Raw genomic sequence first — 19,518 nt, forward strand, 5'->3', positions numbered from 1 at the left:
TTTCGCAACCGGCCTAAGCGGGGGTCACCAGCCGGGTCTCGTACGCGAACACCGCCGCCTGTGTGCGGTCCCGCAGTCCCAGCTTCACCAGGATCCGGCTCACATGCGTCTTGATGGTGGACTCGGCGATGATCAGGCGATCCGCTATCTCCGCGTTGGACAACCCCTGTGCGATCAGCACCAGCACCTCGGTCTCACGCTCCGTCAATTCCGTCAGCTCCGTGACCCCCGCGGACCCCGCGTGTGTGCGGGTCTCCGACAACTTCGAGAACTCCGTGATCAGCCGCTTGGTCACGGAGGGCGCCAGCAACGCCTCCCCGGCGGCCACCACCCTGACTCCGTCGGCCAGTTGGCGGGCAGAGGCGTCCTTGAGGAGGAACCCGGACGCGCCGGCCCGCAGGGCCTGGTACACGTACTCGTCGAGGTCGAAGGTCGTCAGGACCAGCACCTTCGCGTCCGTGTCGGCGGCGACGATCTCCCGGGTCGCCTCCAGGCCGTTCATCTCCGGCATCCGGATGTCCATCAGCACCACATCCGGCTTCAGCGCCGCCACTTGGGCGATGGCCTCCCGCCCGTTCACCGCCTCCCCGACCACTTCGATGCCGTCCATCGCATTGAGCAGCACGGAGAATCCCTCACGGACCATCATCTGGTCGTCGACGATGAGCACTCTGATCGTCATGCCGGATCCTTCTCCGGTACCGGGCGGCTGCCGGCCACGGGTATGAACACCGCCACCTCGAACCCTCCGGAGGCCCGCTCCCCGACGGTCATCTCCCCTTCCAGCATGGCCACCCGCTCGCGCATCCCGGTGATCCCCTGCCCGGCCCCCGGCGAGGGCCGCACATCCCCGGTGCCGGCCTCGTTGACGATGCGCAGGCCCAGCCCGCCCAGCACGTACGAGACCTCGACCCCGGCACTGGCGCCCGGCGCGTGCCGCAGGGTGTTGCTCAGGGCCTCCTGGATGATCCGGTAGGCCGACAGTTCCACACCCGGCGGCAGCTCGCGCACCGCCCCCGTCACGGTCTTGTCCACGCTCAGCCCGGCCTCCCGCACATTGGCCAGCAGGCCGTCCAGCGAGGCCAGCGTCGGCTGTGGGGCGTCCGGTGCCTCGTAGTCCGCGGAGCGGACGACACCCAGCACCCGGCGCAGCTCGGTCAGGGCCGCGACCGCGTTCTCCCGGATGGTGACGAAGGCGGCCTCCAGCTCCGGCGGCGGATTCTTCACCCGGTAGGGGGCGGCCTCCGCCTGGATGGCCACCACCGACATGTGGTGGGCGACCACGTCGTGGAGCTCCCGCGCGATCGTGGTCCGCTCCTCCAGCAGGGTGCGCCGGTCCCGCTCGACGGCGGTGACCTCCTGCTGCGCGGTGACCTCCTGCTCCGCCTGCTTGCGGATGGTGCGGATGCTCACGGCGAGGAGGGCGATCGCCAGCACGAAGGCCATCGGGCCGACGTAAGCGGCGTGCCCGCCGCCGAGCACGGTGGACGTCACGATGCCGACGGCCACCGTGACCACCCACATCCAGCCGGCGGTCCGGGGCTTGGTGCGCATCGCCACGATGGTCACCGTGATGAGGTACGCGGCGAACGAGCCCGGAGACCAGGGGCTTTCAAAGCCCCCCGGGTCGATCACCGAAAAGAGCAAGGTGACCGCGACGGCGGCCCAGAACGCCCCCACGGGCCGTACCAGGGTCATCAGGACGGGAGCGGCGGCCAGCAGCCCCATCACCAAGGCGCCGGCCCCGGACACGCCGTCGTTGACGGAGGCGAAGGCCATGACGAAGAACGCCAGCAGGCAAACGACCACGTGCGGCAGGTGCACGGCCTCCGCCCGTATCCCCGCGGGGAGCAGCCTGACCAGACGGCCGTCCGTAGGCATCGGAGGCAGCGGACGGTAGGCGAAGGCTTCGTTGATCAGATCCTGGCGCAGGCTCTGGATGAAGCCCGAAGCCAGCCGGAGTTCGGGTGTCCGGGGGGTCGCCCCGTGGGTCGTCTCGGTCATGCTCCCCACGGTAGGCGGGCCCCGTCCTGGTCCGCGTCGCCGCTGAAGGGGATTTCCCGGGGTCCCCCTCAAGTACTACCGGGGCCGCTTTAGTAGCCCGTCGGACGGATCAGACCCGTCTCGTACGCGAACACCGCCGCCTGTGTGCGGTCCCGCAGGCCCAGCTTCACCAGGATCCGGCCCACGTGCGTTTTGACCGTTTGCTCGGCCAGGATCAGGTGCTCGGCGATCTCCGCGTTCGACATGCCCTGGGCGACCAGCGACAGGACCTCCGTCTCCCGCTCCGTCAGCTCGTCGATCCGCGCCTTCGAAGGCGCCCTCGGGGCCCCCAGCCGGGAGAACTCGGTGATCAGCCGCTTCGTGATGTTCGGAGCGAGGAGCGCCTCCCCGGCCGCGATCACGCGGACCGCCTCCGCCAGCTGATCGGCGGAGGCGTCCTTGAGGAGGAACCCCGAGGCGCCGGCGCGCAGCGCCTCGTACACGTACTCGTCGAGGTCGAAGGTGGTAAGCACCAGCACCTTCACCGCGGAGCCCGGGGCGGCGGTGATGAGCGAGGTGGCCTCGATGCCGCCCATCCGGATGTCCATCAGGACCACGTCCGGCGCCAGTTCGGCGACCTTCGCCACGGCCTCGGCGCCGTCGACGGCCTGACCGACGACCTCGATGTCGGGCTGGGCGTCGAGGAGCACGGTGAAGCCCTGGCGGACCATCATCTGGTCGTCGGCGATCATCACCTTGATCGGGGCAGCAGTCATGTGTCCTTCTTCGTCGTCTCGGAGGCGGGGGAAGGCCCGCCGCCCGGGGACACGGGGTCCATCGGCAGTACGGCGCTCACCTCGTACCCTCCGTCGGGGCGGGGGCCGGCGGCCAGCTCGCCCCCCAGCATGCCCGCTCGCTCCCGCATCCCCAGCAGCCCGTGCCCCGCTCCCATGCTCGGCGGGACCGGCCGGGTGGGAGCGGTGTTGGCGACGCACAGGTGCACATCGCGGGGTCCGTAGGCGATGCCGACCTCCACGCGGGAGCCGGGCGCATGGCGCAGGCAGTTGCTCAGCGCCTCCTGCACGATCCGGTAGGCGGTGAGCTCCACCCCCGGGGACAACGGGCGGCGGATGCCCGCGATCTCGGTGGTGACCTCCAGCCCGGCCGCCCGCACGTTCTCCACGAGGCCGTCCAACTCGGCCAGCGTGGGCTGCGGATGATGCGGACCGGCGGCCTCGTCCGGGTTCTCGGAACGCAGCACCCCCAGGACGCGACGCAGCTCCGTCAGGGCCTCCACGGCATTCGCGCGGATCCCGGCCAGGTTCTCCTTCAGCTCCTCCGACGGGTTCTCCACGAGATAGGGGGCCACCTGCGCCTGGATGGAGATCACCGACATGTGGTGCGCGACGACGTCGTGCAGCTCGCGGGCGATCCGGCTGCGCTCCTCCAGCAGGGTGCGCCGGGCGCGCTCCTCCTCGGTGAGGGTCTCCTGCTCGACGAGCTGCGTGCGGGCCAGCCGGGTCGCGCGCAGGGCGTAGCCGAGGAGGCCGGTGAAGGAGAACAGGAGGATGGCCCCGGGGGTGCCGGTGCCGCTGTGCTCGGGCCTGAAGAGGCCTTCGGCCAGCCCGGTGCAGGCAACGACGACGGTGACCGCCCCGACGGTCACCCGGGGCGGCACCCGCAGGGACACCAGCAGCAGCACCGGGGCGAAGGCGAACAGCCCGGCGGGCATCCACGGCCAGTTCTGGCCCTGCCCGACGTGGCCGTGGATCTCCCCGGCGATCAGTCCTGCCGCGGTCAGACCGATCCAGTACCCGGCCATCGGCCACCGCATCGCGATCACGATGGACCCGGCGACCATGGTCGCCAGCAACGGCCGGACGGAGCCGTTGACCCCGTAGTGGTTGCTCAGCTGCTCCGTGGTGACGGCGAACAACGCCGCTGCCAGATAGAGGAGCACCACGTGCGGGAGCCAGGCCAGCCAGCGCGGCCTCGACATCCTCGGGAGGGGATCGGCCTTCAGGTCCAACAGCCCCCGGGCCACGCTCCGCACCACGGCCGACGCCCTGGCGGGGGAACCTCCCGGCTCCCCGTCGGCCACGGTCGCAGCCGGTTCCCCGGCCGGGGTCGCGTGCTGTGCCCGGACCGGGGCCGGAATCGGGGCCGGAGTCGGGGGCTCGCTCTGCTCGTTCACGTCGTCCAGCCTAGGCATGGAGGGTCTCCTTGGCGGGAGCCACCGGGCCGGTGACTGTGCTTTCAGCGGCCGGAGTTGAGTTGGTGCGGGCGTTGAGGGAGACGGTCCCCCGGGGCAGGGCCGCGGACGAGGCGACGATCCGGGAGGGGATGACCGGTGTCCGGGAGGATCCGCGCCGGGTCCGGCCGCGGGGGCGGTCGCCGGCCTGCTCGTAGGTGTGGAAGGCGGCCCAGCAGACCGCCAGCGCGGCTGCGAACACGGGCAGCCAGAGCAGCCGGACGGCTATCCACTCCGCGGAGGCGGGCACGGTGTGCAGGCCGGGCAGATCGGTGGAGACCAGCAGCCCCAGGGCGGTGACGGCCATCATCGCGGTCTGGTGCCACAGGAAGATCGTCATGGCGGACAGGTTCACCAGAGCCACCTTCGCCCAGGCCCGCGGCCGGCTCATCACCCGGGCCAGCGGCCCCCGCAGCAGCAGTGCCAGCCCGCACTGGGCCAGGCCGAACGCCACGGCGGCCAGCGTCGGCGGATTCAGATTCGAGATCGCGGCTCCGGGGACTCCGACCATCGAAGCGGGGTATCCGCCCCAGAGGATCAGTGCGGCCGTGGCGGCGATCCCGCCGCCCAGCAGGAGCGCGGCCGGGGTGCGCCGGGCGAAGGCGCCCCGGGACCAGGCGGCGCCCAGGGTGTAGGGCACCAGCCAGCCGGCGGCCACATTGACCCAGCCGATCCATTCGGGCCCCCCGAATCCGAATCGCCAGACATCGACCGAGGCCACCACGGCCAGCGGCCACAGCGGGCTCAGCCGGGCGACGAGCGGGGTCGCGGCGGTGAGCGCGGCGAAGACGAGGAGGAACCACAAGGGGGACAGGACGAGTTTGAGGAGGGTCCGGACGGTGTCCGTCCCGACGCCGCCGAGCAGCATGCCGACGGCGGCGACGCTCCAGAGGACCAGGACGGCGGCGACCGGCCGGAACAGCCTGCCGAGACGCTGACGGACCCACTGCCCGTAAGGGACTCCGCGGCCGCGCGCCGAATCGTACCCCTGGGCCGCGACGTGGCCGCCGACCAGGAAGAAGACGGCAAGGGTCTGGAACACCCAGGAGACCGGGGCCAGTCCGCTCATGTGGGCCAGCGGGCTGGTGGTGCTGAGGCCGCCGTCGGCACTGGTCAGTGCGGTGACCAGCCAGTGGCCCAGCACCACGCCGAGGATGGCGAAGGCCCGGAGGGCGTCCACCGCCCGGTCCCGGTGGGCGGGGGTTGCGGAGTCGATGCGGTCCGCGAGAACGGACCAGCGGGTCTGTGATTCACGCACGCGCACGGGAGACCTCCGGAGCAGCGAGGACGGACGGGGCGAGGGCGGCGGTGAAGGACGAGGATGCCGCCGAGGCAGGGGAGGCAGGGGAGGCAGGGGAGGCAGGGGAGGCAGGGGAGGCAGGGGAGGCAGGGGCGGCGGGAGCGGCGCCCTGGACGGGCCGGGCCTGCGGGGAGGAGCCGAGCACGATCCCGGCCAGGCCGTTCAGTGATTCGGTGCCCGGCTTGAGGTAGTCGCTGTGGCCGCCGGAGCCGGCCGCGAAGGGCAGGGCTCCGAAGGCCGGGTCCACGGGATCGGCGCCGAAACCGAGCCCGCCGACGCGGACGTGCGGGACACCGGAGATCCAGTCGTCGCCACCCCGGCCGGCCCAGACCCGGGCCCGGGTCGGCAGGTCCGCGGCGGAGTCGGCCCCCGTGCCCGGACTGCCGAACAGCGCCATGTCGGTCACCTCGGGGCCGGTCTCCGTACGGGCGCACACGACGGACCCGTAGGAGTGGCAGAGGAGCGAGAGGCGGGCCCCCGGGGCGGCCAGCCGGGCCAATCCGGGAAGGAAGGAGCCCAGTTCGGCGGCGGCCTCGTCGGCGCGGCCGGTGGTCAGGACGGCCGGGCTGACCGTGCCGGGGGTGTCGTACCCGAGCCAGGCGACCACGGCGGAGCGGGGGTGCTCGGCGCGGAGGCGCTGCTGAAGGGCGACGGCTCCGGCGCGGAACCTCTGGTAGGTGTCCAGCGTCGTGTCCGACCCGGGGACCAGGACCGCGACCCGGTCGGCGGTCTCCAGATCGCCGAACACCTCTATCGCCCGGCCCTTGCCGCGCCCGTCGAAGACGAGGAACCGGGCATCGCCGCCCGCCTCCATCGCGCGGAGCTTCGCCGCGCGGCCGCCGCGGCCGGCGTTCTCGGCCGTACGGGCCGCCTCGGCGAGGTTGGCGAGGCGGGCGGCGTACCGGTCGGGGAGGGCTGTGCTCTCGCCGAGGACCGCCGGGGCCGGTGCGGGGACGTCCGGGGAAGCGGCGGCGGAAACGGGGAACACCACGGCCGCGGCGACGAGCCCGGCCAGCAGCGTGCGGCGCAGACGGCCACGGCTGCGGCCGTCGGGACGTGCGGTGGGTCGCGGTCGGCGGCTCATGGGTCCGTTCCTTCGCTCGTGCCAGAGGGGCGGTGCTGCGTTCTTCTCTGGTCACGAAGTTAGGAATCAGGAGCCCTCGTCAGCGTCACACTGGAGAGCCCACTTCCCAAGTAGCTCTCAGGTATGACAGGGGCTACTCAGGGGTCAGGCACGGCCAGTTGGAAGAGGCCCGCTCAGTCCGCCGCCAGCGATTCGGAGAGCGGCTCCGCGAGAGGTTCGACGAAGCCGGCGCGCCAGCGCGGGGCCGGGTCCTGCCCGGGGCTGGTCCAGTACTCCCGCGCTCCGGCGATCCGCCCGTCCCGCACGGTCCACAGGGAGACGGCGCGGTAGACGACGTGGTCCTGGGGTATCTCCACCTCGGTCACGACGAGATCGCCGTCCGCGAGGATCCGGAGCACGTCGACGGATCTCTCGTCCGCGTAGTCGTCATCGCTGATGACGGCGATGAAGTTGTCGCGACCGACGATGCGTTCGCTGCTTACGGGCCACTCGATCACCGCGTCCTCGGCGATCAGCGGGGCCACTCCGTCCCAGTCGCGTGCCTCGATCCGCTCCCACAGTTGTGCCACTACCTTCAACGGCTCCATGTGCCGCAGTGTGAGGGGGGACCGTGGAATGCAACAAGCTTTGCTTGCAGGCTTATTGACTTCGAAATAATTAGCTTCTGCGGTACGTGAGCGGAGCGGCGGTGCTGCCGTCGAGCTCCCGCACCAGGTTCCCGTTGGGGAGCAGCCGCAGCGTGCTCCGGCCGCCCGGCGAACACGACGGCGGTGCACCGGAGATCACCGTGGAGGGGTCGAGCCCGACGCCGTCGGTGGTGGCGGAGCGCAGCGGCGCGGTCCAGGCGCAGCTGAGTCCGGGGGCCTGGAGGGTCAGGGACATGACGTTGGAGCCGGTCGTTCCGGGGCTGAGGGTGAGCTGCCAGCTCTGGCCGCCGTAGGTGGACCGCCAGGTGCCGGCGTAGGCCTCGGGAAGCGTCGCCGGAGTGGCGGAAGGGACAGGAGTGGTGCCGGTGCCGGTGCCAGTGCCGGTGTCGGTCCCGTCCGCGGTGCCCCGCGGGCCGGAGGAGCCGGCCGGGGCGGCGCCGTGGCTGGAGCGGGGCGAACCGTCGCCGGATCCGCTCATGACGGTGTACACCGTGCCGCCCGCCGCGACGGCGACCACCGCGGCGACGGCAACGAGCAGGGCCGTGGAGACGACCGCGGGCCGCGAGCGGGCACCGGCGCCGGCGCCGGAGTTCGCCCCGGGCACGGGGGTGAGCGTCGAGGCGGGCGGCGCAGGGCTCAGCGTGGCCGGGCCCGGTTCCGCCGCGGTGCGCTGGGCGGGCACGGTCACGGGCTCGGGCCGGTCCGGACCGGCGTCCACGCGGTCCAGCAGGGCTATGGCATGCTGCCCGAGCCGTGCGACGAGCGGCGCGGGCAGCCAGGGCTCCGGGGCGTCCCTCCGCCCCGCGCCGAGCCGTTCGAGGATCTCGGCGGGGGCGGGCCGGGCGGCCGGGTCCTTGTGCAGGCAATCGCGTACGACGTCACGCAGTTCGGCCGGTACGCCGGCCAGGTCCGGTTCCGCTTCGGTGACGCGCATCAGGAGCGCGGCGATGCCTCCGGGCTGCTCCGGGTCCCCGAAGGGCAGTCGGCCGGTGGCGGCGTAGGCGAGTACCGAGCCGAGGCCGAACACGTCGCAGGCCGCGGTCACGGGGGTGCCGTTGATCTGTTCGGGGGCGAGGAAGCCGGGGGAGCCGAGGAGTTCGCCGGTCTGGGTGAGGGCGGGGTCGGCGGTGGCCCCCAGGGCCCGGGCGATGCCGAAGTCGATGACGCGGGGGCCGGCTGCGGTGAGCAGGATGTTGCCGGGCTTCAGGTCCCGGTGGACGAGGCCGGCACGGTGGATGTCCTGGAGGGCGTACGAGAGCCCCTCGCCCAGGACCCGTACGGAGCCGGCCGGCAACGGGCCGAAGTCGCCGCCCACGGCTTGGCGCAGGCTCGGCCCGGCGATGTAGGCGGTGGCCAGCCAGGGGATCTCCGCGTCGGGGTCGGCGTCGAGGACGGCGACGGTCCAGTCCCCGCCGACGAGGCGGGCGGCGTCGGCCTCGCGGCGGAAGCGGGTGCGGAAGTCGGGGTGGGCGGCGAGGTGGGGGTGGATCAGCTTCACGGCGGCGGTGCGGGTGCCTGCGGCGCGGGGGCGGGTCCGGGTGCCGGCGGCCGTACCGGTACCGGTACTGATGCCGGTGCCGGTTGCGGTGCCGGTTGCGGTGCCCGCGCCGGGGTCGTGGTCCTCGGCGCGGCCGAGGTAGACCTGGCCCATTCCGCCGGTGCCGAGACGGGCGAGCAGGCGGTAAGGACCGATGTGCTCTGCATCGCGCGAGTGCAGTTGTTCCATGACAGGTGGTCCTCCCCCTGGGACTCGCCGGAGCCCGACAATAGTGGGGTCGGGGCGGGATGCCGGTTGCGGGGGTCGGGTTGCCGCCGGCCGGGAGTGGGGGCGTGGCAACCGGGGTTCGGACACACCCGATGCGGAGGTTCCACCGGGCGTACGGGTGGAGCGTGTTGGGACCCTGCCTCGACGCTGGCCGCGCGAAGGCATGGCGGACAAGGTCCGGCGAGACGTCCACAGGGCATGAGGGCTTCCGGTTCGTCGCCGAACGCGACGTGACGTTCGCGGACCGAGTCCTGCCGGCCAACCACCGGGTCATCGACCCCCGCACCACCCCGCTGGGACTGCTCCCAGCGGCGCAGGCCAGGCAAGGTCCGAAAGAGACGGCCTAAGCCGCCGGAGAGTCGGGTGGGGGCGGCAGGGTGTCCAGGGCGGCCGACAGGCGTTCCAGGACCCGGACCGTTTCGGCGAAGCCGTCTTCGCCGAGGGTCTCCGCGAGACGGGCGGCCAGGGACGCGTGGCCCGGGCCGATCCTGGCGACGGCGGTGCGGCCGGCATCCGTGGGGCGCAGCAGCTTCGCCCGGCGGTGGGCCGGGTTCGGGACGTACTCGGCGAGGCCCTTGGCGGCCAGCAGATCGGCGATGCGCTGCACGCTCTGCCGGGTGATGCCCATGGCCCGGGCGATGCCGGCGACGGGGAGCGGCTCGCGGAGCACGGCTCCGAGCACCTGCCACCAGGCTGCGGTCAGCCCTGCCGGGCGGGCCAGTTCCTCCGATACGGAGAGGAACTGGCCGTTGAGCCGGAACACCCCGAGGGCGGTGCGGCTCAGGAGGTCCTGCCGGGTGCGGAGGGAGTTCTCCCGCGGCCCTCTGCCGCGCGCCGCCGGAGCTGCGCCGCCCTCGGGGTGTTCCCCGGCGGGCGGCTCCGTACCCGGGGGCGGGACCGGGTCCGCGGATCCGCCCGCGCCGGCGGGCGCGGGGCGCGCGGTGTCCGGGGCCGCCGCGTTCCGGGCCGCGCCCTCGGGGCCCGGGGCGGATGCCGGGCCCGCGTGGGGCGCCGGGTCTGTGGGGGAGGTCTGCGCGGTGGCGCGGGGCGTGGGCTGGTCAGGCATGGTTCGGGTCCGCCGCCATCAGGACCGGGTACGCGCTCGCGTCCGAGTCGTGGAACAGCCGGTACCAGGCGTCCAGCACCTGCGGCTCGTACACCCCGAGGCGGGCGAAGACCTCGCGGGCGAACGCCACCGGTTCGGTCGGGCCCGCCGTGATCAGGTCGCCGTCGGTGACTGCGTCGGCCTCGACGTAGTGCGCGGCGCCCCCGTAGCCCGGCTGGCCGCCGAGGTAGAAGGGGGCCGCGCTGGTGTGCGTACGTCCGTCCAGGACTCCGGCGCGGGCCAGGCCGGCCGTGGCTCCGCAGATCGCGGCGACCGGGACGCCCGCCGCCAGGAACTCCTCGGCCTTCGCCGCGAAGGGAGCCAGCTCGTCGCCGGTGTCCCACAGTCCGGCGCCGGTCAGGATGAGGAGAGCGGACTCCTCGGGGCGCAGGTCCGTCAGGGCCAGGTCGGGCTGGATGCGGAGGCCACCCATCGTGGTGACGGGCCGTCCGGCGGCGATGGCGACCGTTCGGACCTCGTAGCCGTGCTGGGTCAGGTGCGCGGTGGTGTGGCCCGTCTCCCAGTCGGCATAGGTGTCGTACACCGCCACGTGGACCGTGGGGCGGGACTCGGCCCGGCCCTCCGCTCCGGTCTCCGCCGCCAGCGCCTGCTTCTCCACCTGCTTCTCCACCTGCGTCTGCGTCTTCGTCTGCGTCTTCGTCTGGGTCTCGCTCATCGTGCTCGCCCTCCGGTGTCGCCGTCGCCGTCGCTGTGCTTCTGATGTCAGGACCGGACCCGACCCGTCTCGTGCCGCCTCTTCAGGCCGGTCCGGCCGCGCTCCTTCTATGACAGTAGGCTGCCATCATGACAGGGTGCTGTCAATATATCCCCAGACAGACTGCCGAGACCCGCCCCCCACCCGCATACAGACCGCCGATATCCCTCCCCACCTGCGCACTTCTACGGTTGCGGTCATGACCCCTCACGTCACCTCGGGCGCCACCGTCAAGGCCGCCGACCGCGCTCACGTCTTCCACTCCTGGTCCGCCCAGGCCCTGATCGACCCGCTCGCCGTGGCCAAAGCCGAGGGGTCGCACTTCTGGGACTACGACGGCAAGCGCTACCTCGACTTCGCCTCCCAGCTGGTCAACACGAACATCGGCCACCAGCACCCCAAGGTCGTCGCCGCGATCCAGGAGCAGGCCGCCAAGCTCTGCACCCTGGCCCCCGGTTTCGCCGTCGACGTCCGCTCCGAGGCCGCACGCCTCATCGCGCAGCGGACCCCCGGCGACCTCGACAAGATCTTCTTCACCAACGGCGGCGCCGAAGCCGTGGAGAACGCCGTCCGCATGGCCCGTCTGCACACGGGCCGGCAGAAGGTGATGTCCACCTACCGCTCGTACCACGGCGCCACCTCCGCCGCGATCAACCTGACGGGTGACCCGCGCCGCTGGCCCTCCGACACGGCCGCCGCCGGCGTCGTGCACTTCTGGGGCCCGTACCTCTACCGCTCGCCCTTCCACGCGACCACCGAGGCCGAGGAGTGCGCGCGCGCCCTCACCCACCTCGCCGACACCATCGCCTTCGAGGGCCCGGCGACGATCGCCGCGATCATCCTGGAGTCGGTCCCCGGCACGGCCGGGATCATGACCCCGCCCCCCGGCTACCTGGCCGGCGTGCGCGAGCTCTGCGACCGCTACGGGATCGTCTTCATCCTGGACGAGGTCATGTCGGGATTCGGCCGGACCGGCAAGTGGTTCGCCGCCGAGCACTTCGACGTCACCCCCGACCTGATCACCTTCGCCAAGGGCGTCAACAGCGGCTACGTCCCGCTCGGCGGTGTCGCGATCTCCGGCGCGATCGCCGAGACCTTCGCCACGCGCCCCTACCCGGGCGGGCTGACCTACTCCGGTCACCCCCTCGCCTGCGCCGCCGCCGTCGCGACGATGAACGCCATGGAGGAGGAGGGCATCGTCGAGCACTCCGCCCACCTCGGCGAGAACGTGATCGGCCCGGCCCTCGCCGAGCTCGCGGAGCGCCACCCCTCGGTCGGGGAGGTGCGCGGTCTGGGCACCTTCTGGGCCCTGGAACTCGTACGGGACAAGGAGACGCGCGAGCCGCTCGTTCCCTACAACGCGGCGGGCGCCGACAATGCGCCGATGGCCGAGTTCGCGGCGGCCTGCAAGGCGTCCGGGCTGTGGCCGTTCGTCAACATGAACCGCACCCACGTCGTCCCTCCGTGCAACATCACGGAAGCGGACGCGAAGGAAGGCCTGGCCCTGCTCGACGACGCGCTCACCGTCGCCGACCGGCACGTTTCGGCCTGACCGAGGCCTCGTCGACGCCTGACCGGGCTTCACCGAGACTGACGCCCGCCCCCGGGACTGGGGCCGGGGGCGGGCCCCGGACGTGCCGCGAACAGGCCCCGAACAGGCCCCGAACAGGCCCCGAACAGGCTCGGAGCAGCGAGGACGACCCTGCGCGGGTGCCCCGAGAGGGCCCCGCGCAGGGGTGAATAATCAAGAAGATGAGCGCGGCCCGTCCGCATAACGGGCGCTAGATCCACATAGCGGCCACAAACCGATCGGTTTCGGCCGCGCTGCCTGGCCTAAGGTGTCCGAAGCCCACAGATGGAGACGGACCCCTATGCCAGGCAGCGGCGCTGTCACCCGCAACACACTTCGCCAGCAGATCGCGGACGCGCTGCGTGACGAGGTGCTTGCGGGACGCCTGGCGGCCGGAAGCGAATTCACCGTCAAACAGATCGCCGAGCAGTACGAAGTCTCCGCGACCCCCGTCCGTGAAGCCCTCGTCGATCTCTCCGCGCAAGGCCTGCTCGACTCCGTCCAGCACCGCGGCTTCCGCGTCCGAGTCTTCTCCGTGGATGATTTCCGGGGCATGATCGAGGCTCGTACGTTGATCGTGGAAGGCATCTTCCGCAGGCTCGTGGAACGCGGCACCGCCCCCGGCTCCGGGGAACGGCTGGTCTCGGTGCGCCGCCGGGCGGAGGAGGCGCGGCGGGCGGCGCTGAACGGCTCGCTCGAAGTGCTGATCGGCTACGACCTGCGCTTCTGGAGGGAGCTGAGCGGGCTGGTCGGCAACATCTACATCTCCGAGTTCCTGCACCGGATCCGGGTGCAGTGCTGGGTTTTCGCCGTGCCCTACCTGAAGGCGGAGCCGGGCCTGCGCTCCGACCTGTGGGCCGGCCACAACGAACTGATGGACGCGGTGACCCGCGCGGACGCCGAGGAGGTACGACGCCTCGTGCACGCGTACAACCAGCACGGACTCGACTGGGCCGACGGCCTGAAGACGACCGGCGCATGAGCGGCGAGAGCGCCGTGAGCGCAGGCCAGGAGACGGCCGCGAGCGCCGGCCAGGAGACTCGGACCCCCACCGGTACGCGCTGGCTCGGCGCCGTCGGGCTGTCCGTCGTCATCCCCGCGCCCGTCCCGGAGCAGACCCTCACCGCCCTGCGCGAGCACCTCGACGCCCACCGCGGCACGGGTCCCGGCGCCTGGGAACTCATCCTGGTCACCGGCGACGGCGACGACACTGCCGACGGCGACGGCGACGCCACCGACGCCCCGGCCGCAGCGGAACCCCGGATCCGCCTGATCCGCCTCGGCGACGGCCGGGGCCACAGTGGCAAGGGCGCCGCCCTCCGCGCCGGAGTGCTCGCCTCCACCGGCGACCGGGTGCTCCTCACCGACGCCGCCCTCCGCACCCCGCTCGACGAGCTGGCCCGCCTCGAGGAAGCCCTGGACCAGGGCACGGACGACGCGGCCCCCGCGGTGGTCCTCGGCCGTACCCGCAGCCGCCTGGTCCGCACCCTCGGCATCCCCGGCATACCGGGATTCCGCGCCGACACCTGCGCCTTCGCCCTCTTCGACGGCGACCGCGCCCGCGCCGCCTTCGGCGCCTCGACCCTCGACGGACCGGCCATCGACGCCGAGGTCCTGCGCTGGGTCCGCCGCCAGGGCTGGCACGTCGCCGAGGTCGAGCTCCCGGTGCGCCGCGCCGACACCCCGCACGCCCCGGCCCCGGCCTCCGCCCCGCCCTCGGCCACGGCGCACGCCCCGGCCTCCGCCCCGCCCTCGGCCCCGGCGCAAGCCACCCCGCACGCCCCGGCCCCGCGCCCCGACCGCCGCCGCGCCCTCGGTGACCTCTTCCGCCTCAACGCCGGCGGCCTCGCCGTCGCCGCCGTCTTCATCGCGCTCTCCCTCTACGTCTTCCAGGGCCTGTGGGCGGATCTCGACGGCGCCTACCTCGCGGACGCGCTCCAGGACCAGAACCAGTGGGAGTGGTTCGTCGGCGTCACCACCGACAACGTCACCCACCTCCGCAATCCGCTCTTCACCCTCTCCCAGGGCATGCCCGACGGCGTGAACCTGATGGCCAACGCCACGATGCTCGGCCTGAACGTCCCGCTGATCCCGGTCACGCTGCTCTTCGGCGAGACCGTCACCTTCGCGCTGGTCCTCACGCTCGGCATGGCCGCCAGCGCCTGGACCTGGTACTGGCTGATCCGCCGCCGGTTCGTGCGCAGCCGCTGGGCGGCCGCCGCGGGCGGGGCGCTCGCCGCCTTCGCGCCGCCGATGGTCTCGCACGCCAACGGCCATCCGAACTTCGTCGTCCTCTTCATGATCCCGCTGATCATCGACCGGGCGCTGCGCCTGTGCGAGGGCCACCGCGAAGGTCACAGCGTGACGCGTGACGGGGTACTGCTCGGGCTCTTCGCGACGTACCAGATCTTCATCGGCGAGGAGCCGCTGCTCATCGCGGCACTCGGCATGCTGGTCTTCTGCTTCGCCTACCTCCTCGTCGCCCCCCGCCGCGCCCTCGCGGCCGCACGTCCGCTGGGCTCCGGTCTGGTCGTGGCGCTCGGCGTGTGCCTGCCGCTGGTGGCCGTCCCGCTGTACTGGCAGTTCTTCGGCCCGCAGAGCTACCACTCGGTCCTGCACGGGGACAACGCCGGGAACAGCCCGCGCGCCCTGATCGAGTTCGCGGCCCGCTCCCTCTTCGGCGACCCCGAGACGGCCGGCAAGCTCTCCCTGAACACCACCGAGCAGAACGCCTTCTACGGCTGGCCCCTGCTCGCCCTCGGCGTGGCCGTGTGCGTGTGGCTGTGGCGGAGCAGGGCCGTACGGGCCCTCGCGATCACCGGCTTCGTCGCGCTCCTGCTGTCCCTCGGGCCGTGGGTGCCCGTACCCCGTACCGAGATCGTGCTGCCGGGCCCGTGGCGCCTGATGATCAAGCTGCCGCTGTTCGAGTCGGTGATCGAGGGGCGCGTGGCGATGGTGTGCGCCCCCGTCCTCGGGATCCTGCTCGCCCTCGCGCTCGACCGGATCCTCCGGCTGCGCACCCGCGAGCTGCGCACGCTCGGCCTGCTGGGGGCGGCGGCCGCGCTGATCCCGGTCCTGCCGCTGCCGCTGACCGTACGGGACCGCGCGCCGGTGCCCGCGTTCATCACCTCCGGGGACTGGAAGGGCTACGTCAAGGACGGGGAGGCACTCGTTCCGGTACCGCTGCCGGACCCGGGCCAGGCGGACGCGCTGCACTGGCAGGTCGAGGCGGACTTCGGCTTCCGGCTGGCCGGCGGCTACTTCAACGGCCCGTGGGGCCCTGACCGGATCGGCATCTACGGGGCCACCCCGCGGCACCTCTCGAACCTCCTGCGCGACGTCCGCTACGGCACCGAGCCGCCCGAGGTCGACGCCGGCTGGCGGGCACAGGCCCGCCAGGACCTGGAGTACTGGAAGGCAGGCGCGGTGGTCCTGCCCCGCCAGGACCGGGACGCGGAACTGCGGCAACTGATCACCGGGCTGCTGGGCCGGGAGCCGGACCAGGTGCGCGACGTGTGGGTCTGGAGGGTGGGCCCGGGGCAGCAGTCGTAGGCGGGATCCGGCCCGGATCCGTGTCTACCGCTCCTTCGGTTCTGCTCACCCCTTCGCTGAGCGTGTCCGGCGCACTACGCTGGCCCGATCGGCGACAACGACTGATCGGAGGCCGAGTGGCCTGTGACCTGTGGCTGGTCCCCCTTGTCGACGTGCTGTGCCACAGCCCCGACAACCCCTTCGCGGAAGAGATCGCCTCGTACGACAAGGCGCTGGGCGAGGCCGGACTGCCGTCCGTGCCGGTGTTCGCGTACATGCCGGGGCTTTCCGGGGACGTCGCCCCGGTGGCCGGTTTCGACTACGACGCCCTGCACTTCCTGCGGCGGGCGTACCTGCTCCAGATCTGCGGGCTGCCGGTGACACCGGTGGACGAGCTGGGCGGGGACTACGAGCAACTGCTGGAGATGTTCGAGCCGACGGCGCAGCAGTCGCACCTGGTGTGGCACTACGACCATGCGGGGGCCTACGTCCCCGTGGACTTCGCCTACCCGCTGGCCAACGAGGAGCTGCTGGCCGGGGGCGGCCCGCTGGGGTCCGCGCAGGGCCTGCTGCGCGAGCTGGCACTGGTGGCTCCCGCGATCGGGATAGACCCCCGCAACCCGCCGCTGGCTCCGGCGCCGCCGGGGCGGCCGACGTCGCTGGAGGAGCCCGCCGGGCCGATCCCGTACGACGACAGCCCCTTCGCGCGGGAGCGGCACGTGTGGCTGGGCCTGCACGCGGCGGCCACCCGGAGCCTCGGCCAGGGCTCGATGATCATCTTCAGCTGACGCGGCCCGTACGGGACGGGACCGGATCCGCCGCGCGGGGCCGGCCCCGTCCCGTCAGCGCGGCTGCTCCGGCGGCCTCTGGCGGGGCATGTTCGGGCGGGTGCCCGGGGGGAGCGGGAAGCGGGCCGGCGGGACGTACGCGTCCGAGCGGGATCCGCCCGCTCCCAGGGACTGCATGACCAGCGGGGCGGGGCCGGAGCTGAACTCGACCATCCACTCCGCGGTCTCCGACCGCACGAGCTCGGTCACGTCCTCCGAGAAGCGGCGCAGGACGGTCAGACATCGCTCCGCGGCCTCGCTCGCGGTGCCCTCGGTCGGGCCCAGGATCTCGCGCACGTTCTCCGTGGCCCAGTCGAACTGCAGGGTCTGCAGTCGCCGCTGCACGGCCTGCGCCGTCGCCACGTCCCGCATCCAGCCCGAGGTCAGGCCGAAGAACCGGTCGCAGGCCAGGCAGGCCGCGCCCAGGAGCAGCGCGAGATAGCCGTACGAGGCCGCCCCGGGCACCGAGCCGGACAGCTCCAGCAGCGGCATCGCGGCGCCCGTGACCGCGCCGACGGCGGCACCGATCCGCAGGATCCGGGCCCCCCGGCGCTTCCACGCCCGGTCCGACAGGTACCACTCGGCGGTGCGCAGAGCGTCGGCCTCGACCCGTCGGTAGAGCTCGTCGAGCCGCTCGGCGGGCTCGCCCCAGTCCCCGAGAGGGAACGGCCGGCCGGTAAGGTCGCCGTCCTCTGCGGGATCCCGGGGTGGCCCCTCGGGCTGCATCTCCGGCTGACTCACCCGGGCACTCCCTCTGCCTGCGCTGAACGTGTGGTGGTGCGCGTGTGCGCAATGGTGCGCATGCTCTTCCTACCTTCGAATGAGACGCGGTGGGCGACGATTCCCGGGATTTCCGCCCGCAAGGAGGGTGCCATCAGGTACGCGCACGCCCCGTCTCTCACTCGAAAGAGTTGGTCCTCACGGCGTAGGGCGCGGCGCCCGGGGAGCACGTAGGCTCGGATTGACCAAGCCGCCGGCGCTTGGCCCGACGCTACGGAGTGAGTGATCTGTGATTCCCGGTGGTGGTCAGCCCAACATGCAGCAGCTGCTCCAGCAGGCCCAGAAGATGCAGCAGGACCTCGCCGTGGCGCAGGAGGAGCTGGCGCAGGCCGAGGTCGAGGGCCAGGCCGGCGGCGGCCTGGTCAAGGCGACCGTCACCGGTTCCGGTGAACTGCGCGCACTGGTGATCGACCCGAAGGCCGTGGACCCCGAGGACACCGAAACGCTCGCGGACCTGGTGGTCGCGGCGGTCCAGGCGGCCAACGAGAATGCGCAGACGCTGCAGCAGCAGAAGCTGGGCCCGCTGGCGCAGGGGCTGGGCGGCGGCAGCGGCATCCCCGGCCTTCCCTTCTAACTTTCCTTCCCGAGCCTCCCCGGCTCGGTAGCCCTCCCGTACCGAAAGAAGGCAGTCCGTTGTACGAAGGCGTGGTCCAGGACCTGATCGACGAACTGGGCAGGCTGCCCGGCGTCGGGCCCAAGAGCGCGCAGCGGATCGCCTTCCACATCCTGCAGGCCGAGCCCACCGACGTCCGCCGCCTCGCGCACGCGCTGCTGGAGGTCAAGGACAAGGTCCGGTTCTGCGCGGTGTGCGGGAACGTGGCGCAGGAGGAGCGGTGCAACATCTGCCGCGATCCGCGCCGCGACCTGACGGTCATCTGTGTGGTCGAGGAGTCGAAGGACGTCGTCGCGATCGAGCGGACCCGCGAGTTCCGGGGCCGGTACCACGTCCTCGGCGGCGCGATCAGCCCGATCGAGGGCGTCGGCCCGGACGACCTGCGCATCCGGGAGCTGCTGGCGCGGCTCGCGGACGGCTCCGTCACCGAGCTGATCATCGCGACCGACCCGAACCTGGAGGGCGAGGCGACCGCCACCTACCTCGCCCGCATGATGAAGCCCATGGGCCTCAAGGTCACCCGCCTGGCCAGCGGGCTCCCCGTCGGGGGAGATCTGGAGTACGCGGACGAGGTCACGCTCGGGCGGGCCTTTGAAGGAAGGCGACTTCTCGATGTCTGACGCAACGCTGCACGCCCTCGGACTGGATCCGGACGACTTCGCGGCTTCGATCGCGGACCAGATCGAGTCCTTCATCGTCGCGGTCACCGAGGTGGCCAAGGGCGAGGACCCGGACAGCGCGGTGCCCTTCCTCCTCCTGGAGGTGTCCCAGCTGCTGCTGGCGGGCGGCCGGCTGGGCGCGTACCAGGACGTCCTGCCCGACGAGCGCTACGAGCCCGACCTGGGCCCGGAGCCGGATGTGGACGACTTGCGCGAGCGGTTCGCCGTGATGCTCGAGCCGGTCGACGTCTACTCGGAGGTCTTCGACCCCTACGAGCCGCGCAAGGCCCCGGTCCCGCACCGGATCTCCGACGACCTGGCCGACGTGGTCGCCGACCTGCGGCACGGCCTCATCCACCACCAGGCGGGCCGGATCACCGAGGCGCTGTGGTGGTGGCAGTTCTCGTACTTCACCAACTGGGGACCGACGGCGTCGGCCACGCTGCGCGCCCTCCAGTCACTGATCGCACACGTCCGACTCGACCAGCCGCTGGCCGCCCTGGACGGGCTGGACACGGACGAGGACCTCGCGGAGGACGAGCTCGCGGAGGCGGCCGGGCAGGTCATGGCCGAAGAGCTCGGCGGACTCGGCCGGAAGTAAACGCCCCGGTGAGGGAACGTTTGCTGTGATCTTTTCGTCTCATGATGTGGTACGAAGCGGTCGTATCCCGGCCGCTCGTTAGACTGC

Annotated in this window: 18 protein-coding genes; 7 read left to right on the forward strand and 11 right to left on the reverse strand. The window is 72.4% G+C overall.

What is annotated here, in order from left to right; genetic code table 11:
- Positions 1 to 13: 13 nt before the first annotated feature.
- The 10 genes from AC3IYI_RS22000 to AC3IYI_RS22045 all read right to left on the reverse strand — a co-directional run bounded on the left by AC3IYI_RS22000 (position 14) and on the right by AC3IYI_RS22045 (position 10,811).
- On the reverse strand, positions 14 to 682 hold the full coding sequence (locus AC3IYI_RS22000; protein WP_489405389.1) for a response regulator: 669 nt from the start codon (positions 680 to 682) through the stop codon (positions 14 to 16).
- A complete protein-coding gene (locus AC3IYI_RS22005; protein ID WP_489405390.1) occupies positions 679 to 2,004 on the reverse strand; it encodes a sensor histidine kinase in 1,326 nt (441 codons plus the stop codon). The genes AC3IYI_RS22000 and AC3IYI_RS22005 overlap by 4 nt, the downstream gene beginning before the upstream one ends.
- Positions 2,005 to 2,093: 89 nt before the next feature.
- Entirely contained in the window at positions 2,094 to 2,759 is a 666-nt protein-coding gene (locus AC3IYI_RS22010; RefSeq protein ID WP_489405391.1) for a response regulator, read from the reverse strand.
- Positions 2,756 to 4,195, reverse strand: coding sequence for a sensor histidine kinase (locus tag AC3IYI_RS22015; protein ID WP_489405392.1), 1,440 nt, complete (start codon positions 4,193 to 4,195; stop codon positions 2,756 to 2,758). Before AC3IYI_RS22015 ends, AC3IYI_RS22010 begins: the two co-directional genes overlap by 4 nt.
- A complete protein-coding gene (locus tag AC3IYI_RS22020) occupies positions 4,188 to 5,492 on the reverse strand; it encodes an acyltransferase family protein (RefSeq protein ID WP_489405393.1) in 1,305 nt (434 codons plus the stop codon). The genes AC3IYI_RS22015 and AC3IYI_RS22020 overlap by 8 nt, the downstream gene beginning before the upstream one ends.
- Positions 5,485 to 6,618, reverse strand: a complete 1,134-nt coding sequence (locus tag AC3IYI_RS22025; RefSeq protein WP_489405394.1) for an alpha/beta hydrolase — start codon at positions 6,616 to 6,618, stop codon at positions 5,485 to 5,487. Before AC3IYI_RS22025 ends, AC3IYI_RS22020 begins: the two co-directional genes overlap by 8 nt.
- A gap of 173 nt (positions 6,619 to 6,791) precedes the next feature.
- Complete coding sequence (locus AC3IYI_RS22030; protein ID WP_489405395.1) at positions 6,792 to 7,205, reverse strand: nuclear transport factor 2 family protein; 414 nt, start codon at positions 7,203 to 7,205, stop codon at positions 6,792 to 6,794.
- Positions 7,206 to 7,275: 70 nt separating this feature from the next.
- On the reverse strand, positions 7,276 to 8,991 hold the full coding sequence (locus AC3IYI_RS22035) for a serine/threonine-protein kinase (RefSeq protein WP_489405396.1): 1,716 nt from the start codon (positions 8,989 to 8,991) through the stop codon (positions 7,276 to 7,278).
- Positions 8,992 to 9,373: 382 nt separating this feature from the next.
- Positions 9,374 to 9,814, reverse strand: coding sequence for a MarR family winged helix-turn-helix transcriptional regulator (locus AC3IYI_RS22040; RefSeq protein WP_489411613.1), 441 nt, complete (start codon positions 9,812 to 9,814; stop codon positions 9,374 to 9,376).
- A 274-nt stretch (positions 9,815 to 10,088) separates the two neighbouring features.
- Positions 10,089 to 10,811 (reverse strand): type 1 glutamine amidotransferase family protein, encoded by a 723-nt coding sequence (locus AC3IYI_RS22045; protein WP_489405397.1) that lies wholly within the window; start codon positions 10,809 to 10,811, stop codon positions 10,089 to 10,091.
- A gap of 238 nt (positions 10,812 to 11,049) precedes the next feature.
- On the opposite strand from AC3IYI_RS22045, the gene AC3IYI_RS22050 reads away from it, so the two are divergent.
- The 4 genes from AC3IYI_RS22050 (at position 11,050) to AC3IYI_RS22065 (ending at position 16,739) form a co-directional block, all read left to right on the forward strand.
- On the forward strand, positions 11,050 to 12,402 hold the full coding sequence (locus AC3IYI_RS22050; RefSeq protein ID WP_489405398.1) for an aspartate aminotransferase family protein: 1,353 nt from the start codon (positions 11,050 to 11,052) through the stop codon (positions 12,400 to 12,402).
- Positions 12,403 to 12,721: 319 nt separating this feature from the next.
- A complete protein-coding gene (locus AC3IYI_RS22055; RefSeq protein ID WP_489405399.1) occupies positions 12,722 to 13,402 on the forward strand; it encodes a GntR family transcriptional regulator in 681 nt (226 codons plus the stop codon).
- Positions 13,399 to 15,972, forward strand: coding sequence for a glycosyltransferase family protein (locus AC3IYI_RS22060; protein ID WP_489405400.1), 2,574 nt, complete (start codon positions 13,399 to 13,401; stop codon positions 15,970 to 15,972). The genes AC3IYI_RS22055 and AC3IYI_RS22060 overlap by 4 nt, the downstream gene beginning before the upstream one ends.
- A gap of 116 nt (positions 15,973 to 16,088) precedes the next feature.
- The gene (locus AC3IYI_RS22065; RefSeq protein ID WP_250744899.1) at positions 16,089 to 16,739 is read left to right on the forward strand and encodes a hypothetical protein; all 651 of its coding nucleotides are present in this window, start codon (positions 16,089 to 16,091) and stop codon (positions 16,737 to 16,739) included.
- A gap of 54 nt (positions 16,740 to 16,793) precedes the next feature.
- On the opposite strand, the gene AC3IYI_RS22070 is transcribed toward AC3IYI_RS22065, so the two are convergent.
- Positions 16,794 to 17,519: an SLATT domain-containing protein gene (locus AC3IYI_RS22070; protein WP_489405401.1), complete on the reverse strand. Its 726-nt coding sequence runs from the start codon at positions 17,517 to 17,519 to the stop codon at positions 16,794 to 16,796.
- A 268-nt stretch (positions 17,520 to 17,787) separates the two neighbouring features.
- On the opposite strand from AC3IYI_RS22070, the gene AC3IYI_RS22075 reads away from it, so the two are divergent.
- Genes AC3IYI_RS22075 through AC3IYI_RS22085 form a run of 3 tightly spaced genes read left to right on the forward strand, consistent with a single transcriptional unit; the run spans position 17,788 to position 19,431 of the window.
- Positions 17,788 to 18,132 carry a YbaB/EbfC family nucleoid-associated protein gene (locus AC3IYI_RS22075; protein ID WP_422523841.1) on the forward strand — a complete coding sequence of 115 codons (345 nt, stop codon included), beginning with the start codon at positions 17,788 to 17,790 and terminating at the stop codon, positions 18,130 to 18,132.
- A 59-nt stretch (positions 18,133 to 18,191) separates the two neighbouring features.
- Positions 18,192 to 18,791: a recombination mediator RecR gene (recR, locus tag AC3IYI_RS22080; RefSeq protein ID WP_243330636.1), complete on the forward strand. Its 600-nt coding sequence runs from the start codon at positions 18,192 to 18,194 to the stop codon at positions 18,789 to 18,791.
- Positions 18,784 to 19,431, forward strand: coding sequence for a DUF5063 domain-containing protein (locus tag AC3IYI_RS22085; protein ID WP_489405402.1), 648 nt, complete (start codon positions 18,784 to 18,786; stop codon positions 19,429 to 19,431). Before recR ends, AC3IYI_RS22085 begins: the two co-directional genes overlap by 8 nt.
- Positions 19,432 to 19,518: the final 87 nt, after the last annotated feature.

The organism is Streptomyces sp. GL_148 (genome assembly GCF_057834205.1).

Coding starts and splice junctions, on each gene's coding strand:
- AC3IYI_RS22050 (WP_489405398.1), top strand. CDS start 11,050: ATGACCCCTCACGTCACCTCGGGCGCCACCGTCAAGGCCGCCGACCGC.
- AC3IYI_RS22005 (WP_489405390.1), bottom strand. CDS start 2,004: ATGACCGAGACGACCCACGGGGCGACCCCCCGGACACCCGAACTCCGG.
- AC3IYI_RS22060 (WP_489405400.1), top strand. CDS start 13,399: ATGAGCGGCGAGAGCGCCGTGAGCGCAGGCCAGGAGACGGCCGCGAGC.
- AC3IYI_RS22025 (WP_489405394.1), bottom strand. CDS start 6,618: ATGAGCCGCCGACCGCGACCCACCGCACGTCCCGACGGCCGCAGCCGT.
- AC3IYI_RS22035 (WP_489405396.1), bottom strand. CDS start 8,991: ATGGAACAACTGCACTCGCGCGATGCAGAGCACATCGGTCCTTACCGC.
- AC3IYI_RS22015 (WP_489405392.1), bottom strand. CDS start 4,195: ATGCCTAGGCTGGACGACGTGAACGAGCAGAGCGAGCCCCCGACTCCG.
- AC3IYI_RS22045 (WP_489405397.1), bottom strand. CDS start 10,811: ATGAGCGAGACCCAGACGAAGACGCAGACGAAGACGCAGACGCAGGTG.
- AC3IYI_RS22030 (WP_489405395.1), bottom strand. CDS start 7,205: ATGGAGCCGTTGAAGGTAGTGGCACAACTGTGGGAGCGGATCGAGGCA.
- AC3IYI_RS22085 (WP_489405402.1), top strand. CDS start 18,784: ATGTCTGACGCAACGCTGCACGCCCTCGGACTGGATCCGGACGACTTC.
- AC3IYI_RS22000 (WP_489405389.1), bottom strand. CDS start 682: ATGACGATCAGAGTGCTCATCGTCGACGACCAGATGATGGTCCGTGAG.
- AC3IYI_RS22010 (WP_489405391.1), bottom strand. CDS start 2,759: ATGACTGCTGCCCCGATCAAGGTGATGATCGCCGACGACCAGATGATG.
- AC3IYI_RS22055 (WP_489405399.1), top strand. CDS start 12,722: ATGCCAGGCAGCGGCGCTGTCACCCGCAACACACTTCGCCAGCAGATC.